General features: G+C 67.8%; 14 protein-coding genes. 5 read left to right on the forward strand and 9 right to left on the reverse strand.

The features are described 5' to 3' along the window. Positions 1-144 precede the first annotated feature (144 nt). Positions 145-405 carry a hypothetical protein gene (locus ACW18C_RS12005; RefSeq protein ID WP_008260179.1) on the forward strand — a complete coding sequence of 87 codons (261 nt, stop codon included), beginning with the start codon at positions 145-147 and terminating at the stop codon, positions 403-405. 64 nt (positions 406-469) lie between these two features. On the opposite strand, the gene ACW18C_RS12010 is transcribed toward ACW18C_RS12005, so the two are convergent. The 6 genes from ACW18C_RS12010 to ACW18C_RS12035 form a co-directional block, all read right to left on the reverse strand. Continuing rightward, complete coding sequence (locus ACW18C_RS12010) at positions 470-997, reverse strand: porin family protein (protein WP_035305382.1); 528 nt, start codon at positions 995-997, stop codon at positions 470-472. 337 nt (positions 998-1,334) lie between these two features. Further along, entirely contained in the window at positions 1,335-4,013 is a 2,679-nt protein-coding gene (gene ppdK, locus ACW18C_RS12015) for a pyruvate, phosphate dikinase (RefSeq protein WP_492071082.1), read from the reverse strand. A 453-nt stretch (positions 4,014-4,466) separates the two neighbouring features. Beyond that, entirely contained in the window at positions 4,467-6,986 is a 2,520-nt protein-coding gene (glyS, locus tag ACW18C_RS12020; RefSeq protein WP_492071084.1) for a glycine--tRNA ligase subunit beta, read from the reverse strand. Further along, positions 6,986-7,879 (reverse strand): glycine--tRNA ligase subunit alpha, encoded by an 894-nt coding sequence (locus ACW18C_RS12025; protein WP_154725358.1) that lies wholly within the window; start codon positions 7,877-7,879, stop codon positions 6,986-6,988. The genes glyS and ACW18C_RS12025 overlap by 1 nt, the downstream gene beginning before the upstream one ends. An 85-nt stretch (positions 7,880-7,964) precedes the next feature. Then, complete coding sequence (locus ACW18C_RS12030; protein WP_492071085.1) at positions 7,965-8,837, reverse strand: 4-(cytidine 5'-diphospho)-2-C-methyl-D-erythritol kinase; 873 nt, start codon at positions 8,835-8,837, stop codon at positions 7,965-7,967. A gap of 5 nt (positions 8,838-8,842) precedes the next feature. Further along, positions 8,843-10,744 carry a tetratricopeptide repeat protein gene (locus tag ACW18C_RS12035; protein WP_492071087.1) on the reverse strand — a complete coding sequence of 634 codons (1,902 nt, stop codon included), beginning with the start codon at positions 10,742-10,744 and terminating at the stop codon, positions 8,843-8,845. Between the two features lie 100 nt (positions 10,745-10,844). Between ACW18C_RS12035 and ACW18C_RS12040 the strand changes: the two genes are divergently transcribed. Next, positions 10,845-11,060, forward strand: coding sequence for an AbrB/MazE/SpoVT family DNA-binding domain-containing protein (locus tag ACW18C_RS12040; RefSeq protein ID WP_035305435.1), 216 nt, complete (start codon positions 10,845-10,847; stop codon positions 11,058-11,060). Continuing rightward, positions 11,047-11,382, forward strand: coding sequence for a type II toxin-antitoxin system PemK/MazF family toxin (locus ACW18C_RS12045; RefSeq protein ID WP_492071089.1), 336 nt, complete (start codon positions 11,047-11,049; stop codon positions 11,380-11,382). Before ACW18C_RS12040 ends, ACW18C_RS12045 begins: the two co-directional genes overlap by 14 nt. Positions 11,383-11,401: 19 nt before the next feature. Here ACW18C_RS12045 and ACW18C_RS12050 read toward each other — a convergent pair whose 3' ends face one another. Further along, a complete protein-coding gene (locus tag ACW18C_RS12050; RefSeq protein ID WP_492074016.1) occupies positions 11,402-13,057 on the reverse strand; it encodes an electron transfer flavoprotein-ubiquinone oxidoreductase in 1,656 nt (551 codons plus the stop codon). A gap of 195 nt (positions 13,058-13,252) precedes the next feature. Here ACW18C_RS12050 and ACW18C_RS12055 point away from each other — a divergent pair, with 195 nt between their 5' ends. Both ACW18C_RS12055 and ACW18C_RS12060 read left to right on the forward strand, forming a co-directional pair. Continuing rightward, on the forward strand, positions 13,253-14,050 hold the full coding sequence (locus ACW18C_RS12055; RefSeq protein ID WP_492071091.1) for a uracil-DNA glycosylase: 798 nt from the start codon (positions 13,253-13,255) through the stop codon (positions 14,048-14,050). A 101-nt stretch (positions 14,051-14,151) separates the two neighbouring features. Further along, positions 14,152-15,846: a lytic transglycosylase domain-containing protein gene (locus ACW18C_RS12060; protein WP_492071093.1), complete on the forward strand. Its 1,695-nt coding sequence runs from the start codon at positions 14,152-14,154 to the stop codon at positions 15,844-15,846. Positions 15,847-15,849: 3 nt separating this feature from the next. Here ACW18C_RS12060 and ACW18C_RS12065 read toward each other — a convergent pair whose 3' ends face one another. Both ACW18C_RS12065 and ACW18C_RS12070 read right to left on the reverse strand, forming a co-directional pair. Then, a complete protein-coding gene (locus ACW18C_RS12065; RefSeq protein ID WP_492071095.1) occupies positions 15,850-15,990 on the reverse strand; it encodes a hypothetical protein in 141 nt (46 codons plus the stop codon). 95 nt (positions 15,991-16,085) lie between these two features. Then, on the reverse strand, positions 16,086-16,730 hold the full coding sequence (locus ACW18C_RS12070; protein WP_492071096.1) for a glutathione S-transferase: 645 nt from the start codon (positions 16,728-16,730) through the stop codon (positions 16,086-16,088). Positions 16,731-16,890 lie beyond the last annotated feature (160 nt).

Consider the following 16,890-nt stretch of genomic DNA (forward strand, 5'->3'; position numbering starts at 1 on the left):
GGACCCGACGGGAGAGAACCAAAAAGTTTGACCGCCGTTACGTCAGGTTAATCCTGATCTGAGAAGATAATTGCTCAGGCTACGCTTGAATCCTGTACTGGATTTTGCGAGGCCTTTGATTGTCGAGAACAGGGGAGTTCCCAGATGGCTCAGACGACACCGAAGACGGTGCTGGAAAGCCTGGCTCAGGATATCGCCGCCGTGCTCAAGAGCATGGGCGGTTCGGCCCATCAGAATCTGGTCGTGGACTGCGTCGCGGCCCTGAAACGTCAGCGCGGCGAGGCGGTCAACACGCCGGACCTGCGTCAGAAGATCATCGAGACCTTCGAACAGTATCGCGACTGGTTCGTGCGTCCGTTCGGCGAAGGCTCGCAGCGCTGGGCCCTCGCCGGCGACTTCGCCTAAACCACACAGCAGAAGGCGCGCCCCTTGCGGAGCGCGCCTTTGTTCTTTCGCCTGATCGTGTCGATCAGAAGCGGCGGATGTAGCTGACCGAATAGGCGTCGGCTTCGCCCGCGTCGTCGCGGTAGTCGCGACGGGTCCAGTCGGCCCGCACGCCGTTCACGCCATCCAGATAGTAGTTGGCGCCGGCGCCATAGTTCCAGCTGTCGCCGCCCACGTCGGTGTTGGCGCCCGGGAACTCCTGCTTCAGCTCGGTGTGGCCGTAGCCGCCGCGCGCGAACAGCTCCAGCTTGTCGGAAACCGGGTATTTGCCGACCACATAGCCGGCGGCGTCCCACTCGTGCTTGATCGAGCCGTCGACGCCCGCGACGGTGAAGTCGTCGTCCTTGACGCCGACCGAGGCTTCGGTCTCGACCGCCAGGTAACGGTTCAGGTTTACGCCCAGACGACCGGTGACGGCGCCCGTGGTTGCATTGTCGCCTTCAAGATGAGTGTAACCCAGCGATCCGTAACCACGCGGTTCGGGATTGGTTTGAGCAAAGGCCGGAGCGGCGATTGCGGAAACGGCGACAGCGGCGAGAAGAATGTTACGCATTGTTTCTTATTAACTCCTAGATGTGATGACCGGTTGGATCATCAGCCCCATCCAGCGAATGCTTAAATAGGTGACGCCTTCGTCTGTTCCATAGGCTGTCGTCACATGACGCCGTCTGTGCGCGGCGAGACACACACTGCGTTCCGCCAAGTACGACAGAAATGCGACGCACAACAAAAAAGGGCGGCGCCCTGCGGCGCCGCCCCTGATTTCATTTCACTCCGTCATCCTCGGGCTTGACCCGAGGATCGAGCGTTGGACAGCTGTGCGTCAACGGCATCTCACCAGCGGCGGATCATCCGATCCTCGGGTCGAGCCCGAGGATGACGGTGCGGGCCTAGCGGTCTTTTTCACGTTCCACGTTCAGCGCCGCCTGGGCCGCCGCCAAGCGGGCGATGGGCACGCGGTAGGGCGAGCAGGAGACGTAGTCCAGGCCGGCCTTCTCGCAGAAGGCGATCGACGACGGATCGCCGCCGTGTTCGCCGCAGATGCCCAGCTTGACGTCGGGCCGCACCGCGCGACCGCGCTCGGCCGCGATCTCGATCAGGCCGCCGACGCCGTCCTGGTCCAGACGCACGAACGGGTCGGTCTCGAAGATGCCCTTGTCCAGGTAGGCCTGCAGGAACCGCCCCGAATCGTCGCGGCTGATGCCGAAGGTCGTCTGGGTCAGGTCATTGGTGCCGAAGCTGAAGAACTGGGCGTATTCGGCCAGGTCCCCGGCGCGGATGGCGGCGCGGGGCAGTTCGATCATGGTGCCGACCAGATATTCGACACTGTCGCCGGCGTCGGCGAACACAGCCTTGGCCGTGCGGTCGGTCAGTTCGCGCAGGTACTTCATCTCCAGGCCGAGGGCGACCAGCGGGTGCATGATCTCCGGGATCGGCGCCTGGCCCGAGGTCTTCTTCACCTCCAGCGCGGCCTCCAGCACGGCCCGGACCTGCATCTCGTAGATCTCGGGATAGGCCACGCCCAGGCGGCAGCCGCGGTGGCCCAGCATGGGGTTGGTCTCGTGCAGCTCCTTGGCCCGGCGCTTCAGCTTCTCGGCGTCGATGCCCGACGAGGCGGCCAGGGCGTCGATGTCCTCGTCCGTATGCGGGATGAACTCGTGCAGCGGCGGGTCCAGCAGGCGCACCGTCACCGGCAGGCCGGTCATGATCTCGAACAGTTCGACGAAGTCCGACTTCTGGAACGGCGCGATCTTGGCCAGGGCCGTGCGGCGCCCGGCTTCGTCGTCGGCCAGGATCATCTCGCGCACGGCGGCGATCCGGGTGTCGTCGAAGAACATGTGCTCGGTCCGGCACAGGCCGATGCCCTCGGCGCCGAAGCCGCGCGCGGTCTTGGCGTCCAGCGGCGTTTCCGCGTTGGCGCGCACCTTCAGACGGCGCACCTTGTCGGCCCAGGCCATCAGGGTCTGGAAGTCGCCGGTCAGTTCCGGCTCGATCATGGCCACGGCGCCGTCCAGCACCTCGCCCTTCGACCCGTCGATGGTGATGACCTCGCCGGCCTTGAAGGTGCGGCCGCGCGCGGTGAAGACGCCCTTGGCCTCGTCGATATGGATCTCACCGGCGCCCGAGACGCAGGCCCGGCCCATGCCGCGCGCCACCACGGCGGCGTGGCTGGTCATGCCGCCGCGCGCCGTGACGATGCCGCGGGCGGCGTGCATGCCGTGGATGTCCTCGGGGCTCGTCTCCTCGCGCACCAGGATGACGGCTTCGCCCAGACCGGCCAGGCGCTCGGCCTCGTCGGCGTCGAACACGATCTTGCCGGTGGCGGCGCCCGGCGAGGCCGGCAGGCCGGCGGCGATGACGGTGCGGACAGCCTCGGGGTCCAGGGTCGGGTGCAGCAGCTGATCGAGCGCGGAGGGCTCGACCCGGCTGATGGCCTCCTCCTGGGTGATCACCCCCTCGGCCGCCAGATCGACGGCGACCTTCAGCGCCGACTTGGCGGTGCGCTTGCCGTTGCGGGTCTGCAGCATCCAGAGCCGGCCCTGTTCGACCGTGAACTCGATGTCCTGCATGTCGCGGTAATGGCTCTCCAGCGTGTTCACCACCTCGACGAACTGGCCGAACACCTCGGGCATGGCCTCTTCCATCGAGGGGGCGGTCTCGCCCATCTCCTCGCGGCCGATCTTGGTCAGGGACTGCGGCGTGCGGATGCCCGCGACCACGTCTTCGCCCTGGGCGTTGATCAGGAACTCGCCGTACAGGCGCGCCTCGCCGGTCGAGGGGTTGCGGGTGAAGGCCACGCCGGTGGCCGAGGTCTCGCCCATATTGCCGAACACCATCGACTGGACGCTGACGGCCGTGCCCCAGCTTTCGGGGATGTCGTGCATGCGGCGATAGAATTTGGCCCGCTCGTTCATCCAGCTGGCGAAGACGGCGCCGACCGCGCCCCACATCTGGTCGCGCGGGTGCTGCGGGAAGGGATGGCCCAGTTCGCGTTCGACCACGGCCTTGTAGTCCTCGACGACCCGCTCCCAGTCCTCGGCCTTCAGGTCGGTGTCGACGCTGACGCCCAGCCGGTCCTTGTGGGCGTCCAGCACCTCCTCGAAATCATCGTGGCTGAGGCCCAGCACCACGTTCGAATACATGGTGATGAAGCGGCGGTAGGAATCGAAGGCGAAGCGCCGGTCGCCCGACAGCCTGGCCAGACCTTCGACCGTCTGATCATTCAGGCCCAGGTTCAGCACCGTGTCCATCATGCCGGGCATCGACGCCCGCGCGCCCGAGCGAACCGAGACCAGCAGCGGATTGTTCACGTCGCCGAAGGTCTTGCCGACGATCGCCTCGACCTTGTCCAGGGCGGTCTTCACCTGGGCTTCCAGATCGGCGGGATAGGTCTCGCCGTTGGCGTAATAGTGGGTGCAGACCTCGGTGGTGATGGTGAAGCCCGGCGGGACGGGCAGACCCAGCGAAGACATTTCCGCCAGATTGGCGCCCTTTCCGCCGAGAAGGTTCTTCATCGACGCATCGCCGTCGGCGGAGCCTCCGCCGAAGCCGTACACCCACTGAGTCATCTTGCAGTCCCTGAGCTTTGTATAAGGTCCGGCGGGTTCGCCCCGCTCGCACGCGGCATGACTAGCGTGGCGAAACCGGCTTGACCATGGCGCATGTAACAAAACGTGAGCACGAAACCGGTTTCCTTGGGGGTCGGATGCGCCTGTGGGCGGAAAACAGCGGTCGCCGGGGCGCCGACAGGGCGGTCGAGTCGTCCGGATTCAGACTCGGCGTCGAAAAAACACCGTCTAAAGAGTCTAATTAGTCTGAAATCCCCCTGCCCCGCCCCCGGGCCGGAGGCGAAACCAGGATCGCATGGTTTTGGAGGGCGCCGGGATCAGGTGGGCAAGATTGTTGCAAGCCATTGGAATCCCTGGAACCGGACAGGCGGAATTGAGAGGGCAAGGCCTTCGCGGCCTTCACCCCGCCCGAGTCGTCGTCTCCTCCCCGCACAGCGGAGAGGAGACGGGAGATCAGCCGGCGATCTGGCCGAAGTCGGCGACCTGGCCCATGACGTCGCGGACCTGGCCCAGCAGTTTCAGCCGGTTGTCGCGTTCGGCGGGCACGTCGGAGTTGACCAGCACGTCCTCGAAGAACCGATCCACCGGGGCGCGCAGACGGGCCAGGGCGGTCATGGCGGCGGCGAAGTCCTCGGTCTCCAGCGCGGTCTCGACGGCGGTGCGGGCGGCGCCGACGGCGAAGGCCAGGACGGTCTCGGGCTCGGGCTGGTTCGGCAGGCCGGTCTGGACCATGCCGGTCGGGACGGGCCCCTTCTTCTCCTCGGCGCGCAGGATGTTGGAGGCGCGCTTGTAGCCGGCCAGCAGATTGGCCCCGTCGTCGGTGGCGAGGAAGGCGGCCAGGGCCTCGACCCGGCGCACGATGCGGACGAGGTCGTCGTCGCCCAGGGCGAAGACGGCGGCGACGAGGTCGTGGCGCTGGCCTTGGTCGCGCAGGAGGACGGTCAGGCGGTCGGCGAAGAAGTTCAGCAGTTCATCACGCGCTTTCGCTGTGCGCAACGAAATTTCGGGAAATGCTAGTAGGGCCTTTGACTTCCAATCATCGAGTTCAGCCGGATTAGAATGATAGAAATCTCTAATGCGGGGATCAAAATGCTCACTAGCGGTCAGTATGAGAGAAAGAGTGTCATAGAGGTCTCGCGACGCCGGTTTTGTAAGGGCTTCGCTTGGAACTCCAAGCGCTCCAACCATTCCAGACACCACAGCTAAGTCTAGCCCGCTCAGATATCCGCCAACGACGCGTTTTTCGGTTTCAACTAGATAGGTCTTGGCGTGGCGCGCCTCGTCGGTATCAACTAGAGCATTGAACACTGCGTGATAACGGTCCCAAGGCAGTGCGAAAAATCGGTGCTGAGCCTGCGCTATCAGGTCACCGAATTCAGCCCGCACCCCGTTCTCCAGCACCAGCCGGATCACGCCCAGCGCCGCTCTCCGCAGCGCGAACGGGTCCTTCGAGCCCGTGGGCTTTTCGTCGATGGCGAAGAAGCCGACCAGGGTGTCCAGCTTGTCGGCCAGGGCGACGGCGACCGTGACGGGCGCGGTCGGGACCGTGTCGGCGGGGCCTTGCGGCTTGTAGTGGTCGCGGACGGCGTCGGCGATGCGGTCGCGCTGGTCACGGCCCCACCCGCGGTCGGCTTCGCCTCCCGGTCCCTCCCCATGAAGGGGAGGGAGAGGATCGGGCGCGGTTTCTCCCTCCCCTTTATGGGGAGGGACGGCGGAGCGCAGCGAAGCCCGGGTGGGGAAGTTCGTTGCGGTGCGGGCGTAATAGCCGCCCATGATCCCCTGTAGTTCCGGGAATTCGCTGACCATGCCCGACAGCAGATCGGCCTTGGACAGGCGGGCCGCCATCTCGGCTTCGTCGGGGTCAGCGCCCACCAGGGGGGCGATCTCGCGGGCGAGCGCTGCGATGCGGTCGACGCGTTCGGCCAATGTGCCCAGTTTGGCGTGGAAGGTGACGCCGGACAGTTTGGCGTTCCAGGCGTCGAAGCCGACCTTCTGGTCCTCGTCCCAGAAGAAGCGGGCGTCGTTCAGGCGGGCGGACAGGACGCGGCTGTTGCCGGCGGCCAGGGCCTTGCCGCCGTCGGTCGCCTCGACATTGGCGACGACCAGGAAGTTGGGAGCCAGGCCGTCTTTCGAGGGATCACGGACGGCGAAATACTTCTGGTGCACCTTCATCGACAGGCGCACGACCTCGGGCGGCAGGGCCAGGAACTGCGGGTCCATGTCGCCCAGGATCGGGGTCGGCCATTCGGCCAGCCCCGCCACCTCGTCCAGCAGGCCGTCGTCATCGACCAGCACCAGGCCCTTGGCGGCGCAGGCGGCCTTGGCCTGATCGAGGATGCGCAGCTTGCGGTCGGCCACGTCCAGCAGGACGAAATTCTGTTCCAGCTGGGTGCGGTAGTCGACGAAGTCGCTGACCTTCAGCAGCTGGCCCGAGCCCATGAAGCGGTGGCCCTCGGTGATGGCGTCGGATGGGATCCCGTCGATCTCGAACGGGACCACCTTGCCGTCGAACAGGCACAGGATGCGCTTGATCGGGCGCACCCAGCGCAGGGTTCCGGAGCCCCAGCGCATCGACTTGGGCCAGGGGAAGGTGCGGATGACCTGGTCCACCGTCTCGGCGACCAGATCGGTGGTGGCCCGGCCCTTGGACGACAGGACGGCGAACAGGACACCGTCGCGCTCGGTCAGTTGATCGCGGGTCAGGCCGGTCTTGCGCAGGAAACCTTCCAGCGCCTGTTCCGGCGCCGAGGCGCGCGGGCCTTTCAGCTCTTCCTCGCGGTCGGGCGTGGCGGCGGGCAGGCCGTCGATGACCAGGGTCAGGCGGCGCGGACCGGCATAGGTCGTCAGCGCGTCCCAGGTCAGGCCGGCGGCCTTCAGCCGGTCGGAGACCATGCGCTCCAGGTCGCGCGCGGCGCCCTGCTGCATGCGGGCGGGGATTTCTTCGGAGAAGATTTCGAGGAGGAGTTGGGGCATCAGGCGGTTTTCCGCTCTTGTTCAACGTAAGCGAGGGCGCAGGCTTTGCAGAGTTCGCGGATGCGGCCGATGTAGCTCTGGCGTTCGGCGACGGCGATGGCGCCGCGGGCGTCCATCAGGTTGAACAGGTGGCTGGCCTTCAGCACCTGGTCATAGGCCGGCAGGACCAGGGGCTGATCCTGCGGGCCGCGCATGTCCAGCAGGCGCGAAACCTCCGACACCATGTCCTCGAACCGGCGCTTCAGCCCGTCGACGTCATAGCCGTGGAAGTTTGCTTCACTCTGTTGGCGCTCGTTCTCCAGGAAGACCTCGCCATAGGTCAGGCCTTCCTTGGTGAACTTGAGGTCATAGACGTTGTCCACGCCCTGGACATACATGGCCAGACGCTCCAGCCCGTAGGTCAGCTCGCCCGAGACCACGTCCACCTCGATGCCGCCGACGCCCTGGAAATAGGTGAACTGCGTCACCTCCATCCCGTCGCACCAGACCTCCCAGCCCAGGCCCCAGGCGCCCACGGTCGGGTTCTCCCAGTCGTCCTCGACGAAGCGGATATCGTGCAGTTTCGGATCGATCCCGATCGCCGCCAGCGAGCCGAGGTACAGTTCCTGAAGATTGTCCGGGTTCGGTTTTAGTATCACCTGGTATTGGTAATAGTGTTGGAGGCGGTTCGGGTTTTCGCCATAGCGGCCGTCGCCGGGGCGGCGGCTGGGCTGGACATAGGCGGCCTTCCACGGCTTGGCGCCGAGCGCACGCAGGACGGTGGCGGGGTGGAGCGTGCCGGCCCCGACCTCGATGTCATAGGGCTGGAGAATGGCGCAGCCCTGCTCGCCCCAATAGCGGTGCAGGGTCAGGATCAGATCCTGGAAGGCGAGCGGCTCGGTCGAGGTGGTCAAATCGGGCTCGGGAGGGGCTGGAAAAAGGACGGCGGACCATAGGGCCCGGCGCCGCGCGCTTCAACACGCGCTGGGGATTTATGGCTCAGGCGGCGGCGAGGCGGGTCGCGACGACCCAGGCCGTGGGATGGGCGGCCGACAGAGCGGCTGCGGCGGCGGCCGCGTCCGCGCTGGACCGGCACAGGCCGAAGACGGTGGCGCCCGAGCCGGACATCCGCGCCAGGGCCACGCCGGGCGTCGCCGCCACCGCACGAACCGCGTCGGCTATGGCGGGCGTCATGGCCTCGGCGGGGGGCTGAAGATCGTTGCGGAGGCCGGCCAACCAGTCGATGACGGCAACCGGGCTCCAGTCCAAAGGCGGCGCGGGCCGGTCGGCGGCGCGCGGCGGACTGGCGTCATAGGCCCGGTAGACGGCGCCGGTGGGCGACGGAACGCCCGGATTGAACAGGACGGCCCACAGCGGCGGCAGACGCGGCTCGTCGGTCAGGACGTCGCCCCGCCCCTCGGCCCAGGCGGTGCGCATCCGCAGGCACATGGGGCCGTCGGCGCCGACCACCCCCGCCACGGTCTCCAGGGCCGCATCGTCGATGTCCAGACCCAGGGCCTGACGCGCCAGCTTCAGCGCCGCCCCCGCGTCCGACGAGCCCCCGCCCAGGCCGGCGGCGATGGGCAGGCGCTTGTCCAGCGTGACCTTCAGCAGCGGTTCGCCTGCGCCGGTCGCCTCGCCCACGGCGCGAAGGGCGCGCAGGATCAGATTGTCGGGCTCGGCCGCCAGGCCCCCGCCGAACGGGCCGGTCACGGTCAGCGACAGCCGCGCCGCCGGTTCGACCGTCACCCGGTCGCCCACATCGGCGAAGGCGACCAGGCTGGACAGCGGATGATAGCCGTCGGCGTCCACCGGGCCGACGTGCAGGAACAGATTGATCTTGGCCGGAGCCAGGGCCGTCAGCGCGGACATGAGGCCTAGTGCGACCCGCTGGTCGCGGGCGCCGCGTCGTCCAGGCCCTTGGCGATCTTGCGCTCGACCTCGGCCTTGCGTTCGGGCTCGGGATCCAGGCTCAGGACGCGGTTCCACAGCCAGACCGCCTCGCGCTGGCGGCCCACCCGCCAATAGGCGTCGCCCAGGTGGTCGTTGATCTCGGGATTGGCGGGCTCCTTGTCGACCGCCTCCTCCAGAGTGACGACGGCGGTGTCGAAATAGCCCTGTTTGAACTGGGCCCAGCCCAGGGAGTCCTGGATGTTGCCGTTCTCGGGCTCCATGGCGTAGGCCTGGGCCAGAAGGCCCGCGCCCTGATCGACGCGCAGCCCCTTGTCCACCCAGAGATAGCCCAGATAGTTCAGGGTGTTGGCGTTGTTCGGATCGGCCAGATGCGCGGCCCACAGCTCCGCCTCGGCCTCGGGGATGCGGTCCAGGGATTCCAGGGCGGCGCCGCGCAGGAAATGGATCTGGGCGCCCTGGGTCGCCGTGTTCAGCAGCGGGCCGCTCAACAGGGCCAGGGCCGCCTCATACTGCTCCAGCTGCATCAGCTGGCTGGCCATGACCAGGGCGATACGGGGATCGTCAGGCTCGGCGGCCGCGGCGGCGCGCAGCTCGGTCAGGGCGGCCTGCGACTGACCGTCCTCTTCCAGGTTCAGCGCCAGCTGGGCGCGGGCGTTGGCGTACAGCACCGGATCCTCCGGCCCGACGCGCGACAGGGCGGTGCGGGCAGCGGCCTTCAGTCCGACCCGGTCCAGCACCTGGGCCAGCTGGATCTGGGTGGCGGCGTCTTCTTTCAGGTTCAGGGCCAGGCGCAGATAGACCACCGCGAACTCGTTGCCGCGCTCGGCCACCGCCTGGGCCGCCGCCGTGGTCAGGGCCTGGGCCGCGCCCTGGCGGTAGTCGGGCGACGCAGGGGCGCGCCTCCCGGCCTGAAGCCGCGCCAGAGCGCGGGCGGTGGCCAGATCGACCTGCTGGCCCTCCATCGCCGCCTGATAGACGGCCAGGGCCTCGTCCCGCTTGCCGCGTCGCTCCAGGAACTCGCCATAGGGGCGGTGGAACAGGGCGCCGATGGTCGGCATGTCGGACAGGGCCTTTAGCTCGGCCTCCGCCTCGGCGTATTTCCGACGCTTCTCCAGCAGGAGCGCCCGGTTCTGGCGGGCGAAGGCCAGGGTCAGGACGTCGCCCTGGGCCGGAGGCGCGGCCAGGGCGCGGGTCCAGTCGCCGGCGGCCGCCGCGATCCAGGGCGCGACCATCAGACCGGCGCGGCTGTGCGGCGCGGCGATGGGCCGGGCGACCAGGGCGGCGTTGGCGGCGCGGGCGTCGCCGTGGACGAAGGTCTGGACGGCCGAGATCAGCCGGCCGATCTCGATGAAGGCGGGCGCGGCGTCGGCGGTCGGCGCCAGTCGGCCCGCCACGTCCAGATCGCCGCTGAGCAGGGCCGAGGTGAAGGCCTGTTCGCGCACGCGGGGCTGTTCGGGCGTCAGGGCCGCGGCCTGGGCCAGCCAATCGGCGCCCTTGGCCCCCTCGCCCGTCATCAGGGCCAGTTTGCCGGCCAGGTACAGGCCATAGGCGCTGCGGCCCTGGGCGTTCAGCGGGACCGGCGCCCAGACCTCGGGAATGGCGGGCTCGGAAGGGTCGTCGGCGATGACGATATGGGGCGGGACATCGCCCTCGGGCGTCTGGGGCGCGCCGTCTTCCGGTTCGTCCTCGAACGGCGCGGCCTCCTGAACCTGGTCCGGTTCAAGTATGACGGCGGGCGGATGGGCGTCGGACGGATTGGCGGGCGCCGAAGCGGGGCCCATGTCCTGCGCCGCCGCCCCCTGGGCCAGGGCCAGGGCGAGGACGGTCAGGGAGGCGGCGAGCAGGCGCGAACGGGAGGCGATCATGCCGCGACCCTTCACGGTTTCCCCTGCCCCCGCAAGAGGACAGATGGTTGACGAGGGCGGGCGACGGCGTATCGTAAGGAAAATCCTTACCGAGGCGATGATGATCACAAGCCGCCTGACGTCAAAGGCCCAGACCACCATCCCCCAGCCGGTGCGCGCCGCCTTGAAACTGCAGGACGGCGACGAGCTGATCTACGAGATCGAGGGAGAACGGGTTCTGTTGAAAAAGGCGCGCAAAACGGCGGCCGACGATCCCTTTGCGACCTTCGAGGAATGGGACAGCGAGGCGGACCGCAAGGCCTATGCCGGACTTTGAACGCGGCGACGTCGTCCGCATCCCCTTTCCCTATACCGACCGCAGCACCCGCCAGCATCGGCCGGGATTGGTGGTGTCCGCAGGCGGGATCGGCGATGAGGCCGGTTTGATCTGGGTGGTGATGATCACCAGCGCCGCCAACCGACGCTGGCCCGATGATCTGGATCTGGAGGACCGTTACGGGGAGGCAGGGCTGCCCGCCCCTTCGGTCGTGCGCCCCTCGAAGATCGCCACTATTGAAGCCTCAGCCGCCGAAAGGATCGGCCGGCTGGACGAGGCGCGACTGGCCGTTGTCATGGAGACGATCCGGCGCTGGCTATGACCCCAGCGCCGGTGTTGCGTCACATGTTCGGATAGTTCGGGCCGCCGCCGCCTTCGGGCGTGACCCAGACGATGTTCTGCGACGGATCCTTGATGTCGCAGGTTTTGCAGTGGACGCAGTTCTGGGCGTTGATGACGAAGCGCGGGTCGGTCTTGGCGACCTCGTCCGCATAGACGACCTCATAGACGCCCGCCGGGCAGTACAGCCGGGCCGGTTCGCCGTATTTGGGCAGGTTGACCTGGATCGGCTTGGACGGGTCCAGCAGCTTCAGGTGGGCCGGCTGGTCCTCGGCGTGGTTGGTGTTGGAGATGAAGACGGACGACAGCTTGTCGAACGACAGCTTCCCGTCCGGCTTGGGATAGGCGATGGGCTTGTGCTTGACCGCCAGTTCGGTCGAGGCGGCGTCGGTCTTGTCATGCTTCAGCGTCGGGATCGGCGACCAGCCGCCCAGCAGGGTGCGGCACCACATGTCGAACATGCCCAGCGCCCCGCCCAGGGTGGTGCCGAACTTCGACAGCAGGGGCTTGGCGTTCCTGACCAGGGACAGCTCCTTGTGGACCCAGCTCTTTTCGAAGGCGGTCTGGTATTCGACCAGTTCGTCGCCGCCACGCCCGGCCTGAACGGCGTCATAGGCGGCGTCGGCGGCCAGCATGCCGGTCTTCATCGCATTATGGCTGCCCTTGATGCGGGGCACATTCACGAAGCCGGCCGAGCAGCCGATCAGGACGCCGCCGGGGAAGGACAGCTTCGGAATCGACTGTAGGCCGCCCTCGGTGATCGCCCGGGCGCCGTAGGAGATGCGCGTGCCGCCCTCCAGATGCGAAGCGATGGACGGATGGTGCTTGAAACGCTGGAACTCGTCGAACGGCGACAGGAAGGGGTTCTTGTAGTTCAGGTGCACCACATAGCCGATGGCCACGTAGCGGTCGCCGAAATGGTACAGGAAGCTGCCGCCGCCGGTGTGCTCGTCCAGCGGCCAGCCGGTGGTGTGCTGGGCCAGGCCGGGCTGGTGCTTGTCGGCGGGCACCTGCCACAGCTCCTTCAGGCCGATGCCGTATTTCTGGGGCGACTTGCCGTCCTGGAGCCTGTGCTTGGCGATGATGGTCTTGGCCAGGGAGCCGCGCACGCCCTCGGCGATGAAGACATATTTTCCGTGCAGTTCGATGCCCGGCTGGAAGTCCCCGGTGGGCTTGCCTTCGCGGTCGATGCCGAACACCCCGGCGACGACGCCCTTCACCCGGCCGGTGCCCTCTTCCCAGACGACGTGGCTGGCGGCCATGCCGGGATAGACCTCGACCCCCAGGGCCTCGGCCTGTTCGCCCAGCCAGCGCGCCACATTGCCCAGCGAGGCGATGTAGCAGCCGTGGTTGTGCATGAAGGGCGGCAACAGGGGCATGGGCAGGGACGCCGCCCCCTGCGGACCCAGCAGAAGGAATTTGTCCCTGGTGACGGGGGTCTCCAGCGGCGCGCCACGGTCCTTCCAGTCGGGGAAGAGTTCGTTCAACGCCTTGGGATCGATCACGGCGCCCGACAGGATGTGGCCGCCGACCTCGGCGCCCTTCTCCAGCACGGCGACGGTGATCTCCTTGCCGTCCTTTTCCGCCCGCTGTTTCAGGCGGATGGCGGCGGACAGGCCGGCGGGGCCGCCGCCGACGATGACGACGTCATACTCCATCACCTCGCGCTCGACGCCCTGCAGCGCCTCCAGCGGCGGCAGATTGTCGATGATCGCTTCCTGGCGGGCGTTCTCTGCGCCGCCCTCGATGGCTTCTTCGGCCATGTCTTCCCCTGAAATCCAGCTTGTTCGTATGGTTATGCCGCTTATCGGAAGGTGACGCGAGGGCGGTCAAGGCCTATCGGTACCTTAGACATGAACGCGCAACCCCATGACATAGCTGCAGTCGAAAGCCTGCTCGCCTTCTGGCGGGATGCGGGGGTGGACGCCTGCTATGGCGATGCGCCGGTCGATCACACCCATCTGGCCCCGCCCCCGGCCCTGAAGGCGGTGCAGAAGGCCACCGCCTCGGTCGTCATGCCCCTGGCCGGACCCAGCGCCCAGGACGCCCTGGCCGAGGCGCGGCGTCTGGCGGCGGGGGCCTCGACCCTGCAGGATCTGGCGGCGGCGGTGGCGGCGTTCGAGGGCTGTCCCCTGCGCGGCATGGGGGCCAGCCAGTCGGTGTTCGGGCGGGGCAATCCCAACGCCCCCGTCATGGTGATCGGCGAAGGCCCCGGCGCAGACGAGGACCGGCTGGGCCAGCCCTTCGTGGGTCGGGCCGGCAAGCTGCTGGACCGGATGCTGGCGGCGGCGGACCTGACCGACAAGGTCTTCATCACCAACACCGTCTTCTGGCGCCCGCCCGGCAATCGCACCCCGACCCCGCAGGAACAGGCCGTGTGCGCCCCCTTCGTCGAACGCGCCTTCGCCCTGCTGCAGCCCAAGGCGGTCTTGTTGCTGGGCGCGGCGGCGGCCAAGTCAGTGCTGCAGACCGAAGACGGGATCATGAAGATGCGCGGCCAGTGGCGGGAGTGGCGGCTGGCTGAAGGGGGCGTGTCCGCCCCCGCCCTGCCGACCCTGCACCCCGCCTTCCTGCTGCGTCAGCCCCAGGCCAAACGGCAGGTCTGGGCCGATCTTCTCGCACTTGCAGCAAAACTGGACGGCTCAGGTTGAGGTTAGCGCCGCTTTAAGGCATGCTGGTCGTTTGACGACCAACGCCAAACGATCCCCGCCTGACGAGAACGGGCAGGGTGACGCCAACGGGGCCGCCGCGTATGAATATGTTCCGCCGGGCTAGTCTGGCCTCGACGCTGGTTTTTGCGCTCGCCGCTTCAGGTTGGGCCGCCGCAGGCTCGGCCCTGGCGGAGACGCCTTTTGACGGAATGTCCGGCGCCGCTTCCGGTTCCGTCCGCCCGACGGCTCTGAGTTCGGCGGATCGCCTATCCTACACCACCGCCTTCGACGCCCTGCGGCGCGGCGACATCGAGGCCGCCCGCGCCTCGGCCCGTCAGGCCCAGGACCGGGTCCTCCTGGGCCAGGTCGAGTTCGAAAGCCTGTTCCACCCCGATCACGTCGCCACCTATGACGAACTGACGGCCTGGCTTGAAACCTATTCCGACCTGCCCTGCGCCGACCGGGTCTATACTCTGGCCCTGCGCCGCCGGCCCGACGGGGCGCCCGAACCGGTCAAGCCCGGCGGTCTTCTGGGTCGGACCTGGAACAGCGTCGTCTCCGCCGTCTCGGGCGGCCCGGCCGTCGATCCGATGAAGGCGGCGCGCATCGCCTATAACAATGACGACCTGACCGGCGCCTCGGCCGTCGGGCGCGAGATCGGCGACTGGTGGACGGTCGGGCTGGCGGAATGGCGGCTGGGCCAGTTCCACGAATCCTTCGCCGCCTTCGAACGCGTCGCCAACGATCCGACCGAAGACCCCTGGGTCCGCGCCGGCGCCGCCTACTGGACCGCGCGCGCCGCCTCGCAGTCGGGCCGGCAGGACCGGGTCAACGACTATCTGCGCCTCGCCGGACAGTGGCCGGCCACCTTCTACGGCCAGATCGCCCTGCGTCAGCTGGGCGAGGAGCCGACCATCGAGAACATGGGGCCGCGCGCCTACCAGGCGGAACCGCGCCTGCAACGCGCCGTCTATGTGCCCCAGGGCGCGCGGGTCGAGACCGGCGAACTGGAAGCCTTTGTCCAGACCGACGCCCGCGCCAAACGCACCGTCGCCTATTATGAAGTGGGCCGACGCACCGAGGGCGAAAGCGAATTGCGCTCGGGCCTGCGCACCGCCGTGGGCGACGCCGCGCGCATGTGGACGGCTCTGGCGCGGGTGATGATGTCGGGCAATGGGGGCGACGCGACCCGGATCGACGCGATGCGCTTCCCCATGCCCGTGCTGGAGCCGGAGGGCGGCTTCGTCATCGAGAAGGCGCTGGTCTACGCCCTGGCGCGCAAGGAGACCGACTTCAATCCCGACGCCCGGTCCAGCGCCGGCGCCTATGGGCTGATGCAGGTGATGCCGACGACGGCGGCGGAGATGACCGGGGACCGGACCTTCGTCACCGATCCGTCCAAACTGCTGGTTCCCGCGACCAACATGCGGCTGGGCCAGGCCTATATCAACCGGATGCTCCAGCTGCCGGCCTTCCAGGGCGACCTGCTGCGGGCCGTGGCCTCGTACAACGCCGGACCGGGGCCGATGCTGACGGCGGTGCGCAAGCTGGGGCCGGACGCCGATCCCCTGCTGCTGATCGAGACGATCGACGTGCCCCAGGCGCGCGACTACGTGGAAAAGGTCGTGGCCAGCTACTGGATCTATCAGCGGATGTTCGGCGGACCGCTGAACACCCTGGACGCCGTGGCCTCGGGCGCGAAACTGGTTCCGGTCTCGCTGGACTATGTGCCGCCCGCGCCGGTCGCCGAACCCGTACTGGTCGCCCAGGCGGCCACCGTCGGCGGCGGTCGATAGGGTTCAGAACAGGGCGGTGAGCAACATCGCCCAGAAGGCGGCGCCGACGACGGCGGCCAGCACATAAGCCATGACGGGATTAAGCGGGCGGGCCTGAACCGGGAGTTCCGCCCCCTGTTTCGCCACGACTAAGCGGGTCGGCATCGGTCTTTCTCCCCGGCGAGACGCGCGATCCGCGTTCACATCCGGGATAACGACGTCGCCTTAACACCCGGTGCGAAAGCTTGGTTTCCCGGCTTTTAAGTCAGAGCCTCCGTCTCCCACAGACGGAAGTCCGGGTGAGCCAGCAGGCTCTGGACATAGGCCGAGGCGACGCCGTCGTCGCCGTGGTCGGCCAGATCGATCTGGAAATGGCGGACACGCGCCGCGACCGGAGTGAAGAAGGCGTCGGCGATCGACCAGTCGCCGAACAGCCAGGGACCGTCCCCGCCGAACCGACGCCGCATCTGCCGAAACAGGGCGACGATCCGCGCCAGATCCCGGTCCAGCGCCGGGTCGGAAGGGGTCTCTGACCGGGCGTCGCCGACCATGGGCCGGTCCGGTCCCATGCCGCAGAAGGTCCGAAGGGCGGAAAAGCCGGAATGCATCTCGGCCGTCGCCGACCGGGCCAGGGCGCGGACAACGGGATCGGCGGGCCACATCCGCGCCTGGGGATAGTGTTCAGCCGCCCATTCGCCGATGGCCAGGGTGTCCCAGATCATCTCGCCGTCCACCCGCAGCACGGGCACGAATCCGGACGGGGAGAGATCCCGCAGCGCCGCCTTCTGGGCCTTTGTGTCGTAGCACACGTCGATGACGCCGAAGTCCGCGCCGGTGTGCTTCAGGGTCAGCCAGCCGCGCAGCGACCAGGTCGAATAGGTGCGGGGGCCGATGATCAGTTCCATGTCGCGTCCTTCGCTCGATTCGCAGGCGGACACGCCGGGCGGCGCGCGTCTGATGGGATGGCGTTTTGCCCCATCCGGCGAATTTATGCATCCGGCCTGACCCGCCAGGAAGCCCGGCCGTATATAGGGGGCGCCCGACACTACGTTTGACGCATGGGCC

Source organism: Brevundimonas sp. FV1ye7S (assembly GCF_058680995.1).

Excerpts from the sequence above, each read along its gene's own strand:
- ACW18C_RS12005 (WP_008260179.1), top strand. The coding sequence starts at position 145 with ATGGCTCAGACGACACCGAAGACGGTGCTGGAAAGCCTGGCTCAGGAT.
- ACW18C_RS12065 (WP_492071095.1), bottom strand. The coding sequence starts at position 15,990 with ATGCCGACCCGCTTAGTCGTGGCGAAACAGGGGGCGGAACTCCCGGTT.
- ACW18C_RS12070 (WP_492071096.1), bottom strand. The coding sequence starts at position 16,730 with ATGGAACTGATCATCGGCCCCCGCACCTATTCGACCTGGTCGCTGCGC.
- ACW18C_RS12040 (WP_035305435.1), top strand. The coding sequence starts at position 10,845 with ATGATCACAAGCCGCCTGACGTCAAAGGCCCAGACCACCATCCCCCAG.
- glyS (WP_492071084.1), bottom strand. The coding sequence starts at position 6,986 with ATGCCCCAACTCCTCCTCGAAATCTTCTCCGAAGAAATCCCCGCCCGC.
- ACW18C_RS12010 (WP_035305382.1), bottom strand. The coding sequence starts at position 997 with ATGCGTAACATTCTTCTCGCCGCTGTCGCCGTTTCCGCAATCGCCGCT.
- ACW18C_RS12030 (WP_492071085.1), bottom strand. The coding sequence starts at position 8,837 with ATGTCCGCGCTGACGGCCCTGGCTCCGGCCAAGATCAATCTGTTCCTG.
- ACW18C_RS12055 (WP_492071091.1), top strand. The coding sequence starts at position 13,253 with ATGAACGCGCAACCCCATGACATAGCTGCAGTCGAAAGCCTGCTCGCC.
- ACW18C_RS12060 (WP_492071093.1), top strand. The coding sequence starts at position 14,152 with ATGAATATGTTCCGCCGGGCTAGTCTGGCCTCGACGCTGGTTTTTGCG.
- ppdK (WP_492071082.1), bottom strand. The coding sequence starts at position 4,013 with ATGACTCAGTGGGTGTACGGCTTCGGCGGAGGCTCCGCCGACGGCGAT.
- ACW18C_RS12035 (WP_492071087.1), bottom strand. The coding sequence starts at position 10,744 with ATGATCGCCTCCCGTTCGCGCCTGCTCGCCGCCTCCCTGACCGTCCTC.
- ACW18C_RS12050 (WP_492074016.1), bottom strand. The coding sequence starts at position 13,057 with ATGGAGTATGACGTCGTCATCGTCGGCGGCGGCCCCGCCGGCCTGTCC.
- ACW18C_RS12045 (WP_492071089.1), top strand. The coding sequence starts at position 11,047 with ATGCCGGACTTTGAACGCGGCGACGTCGTCCGCATCCCCTTTCCCTAT.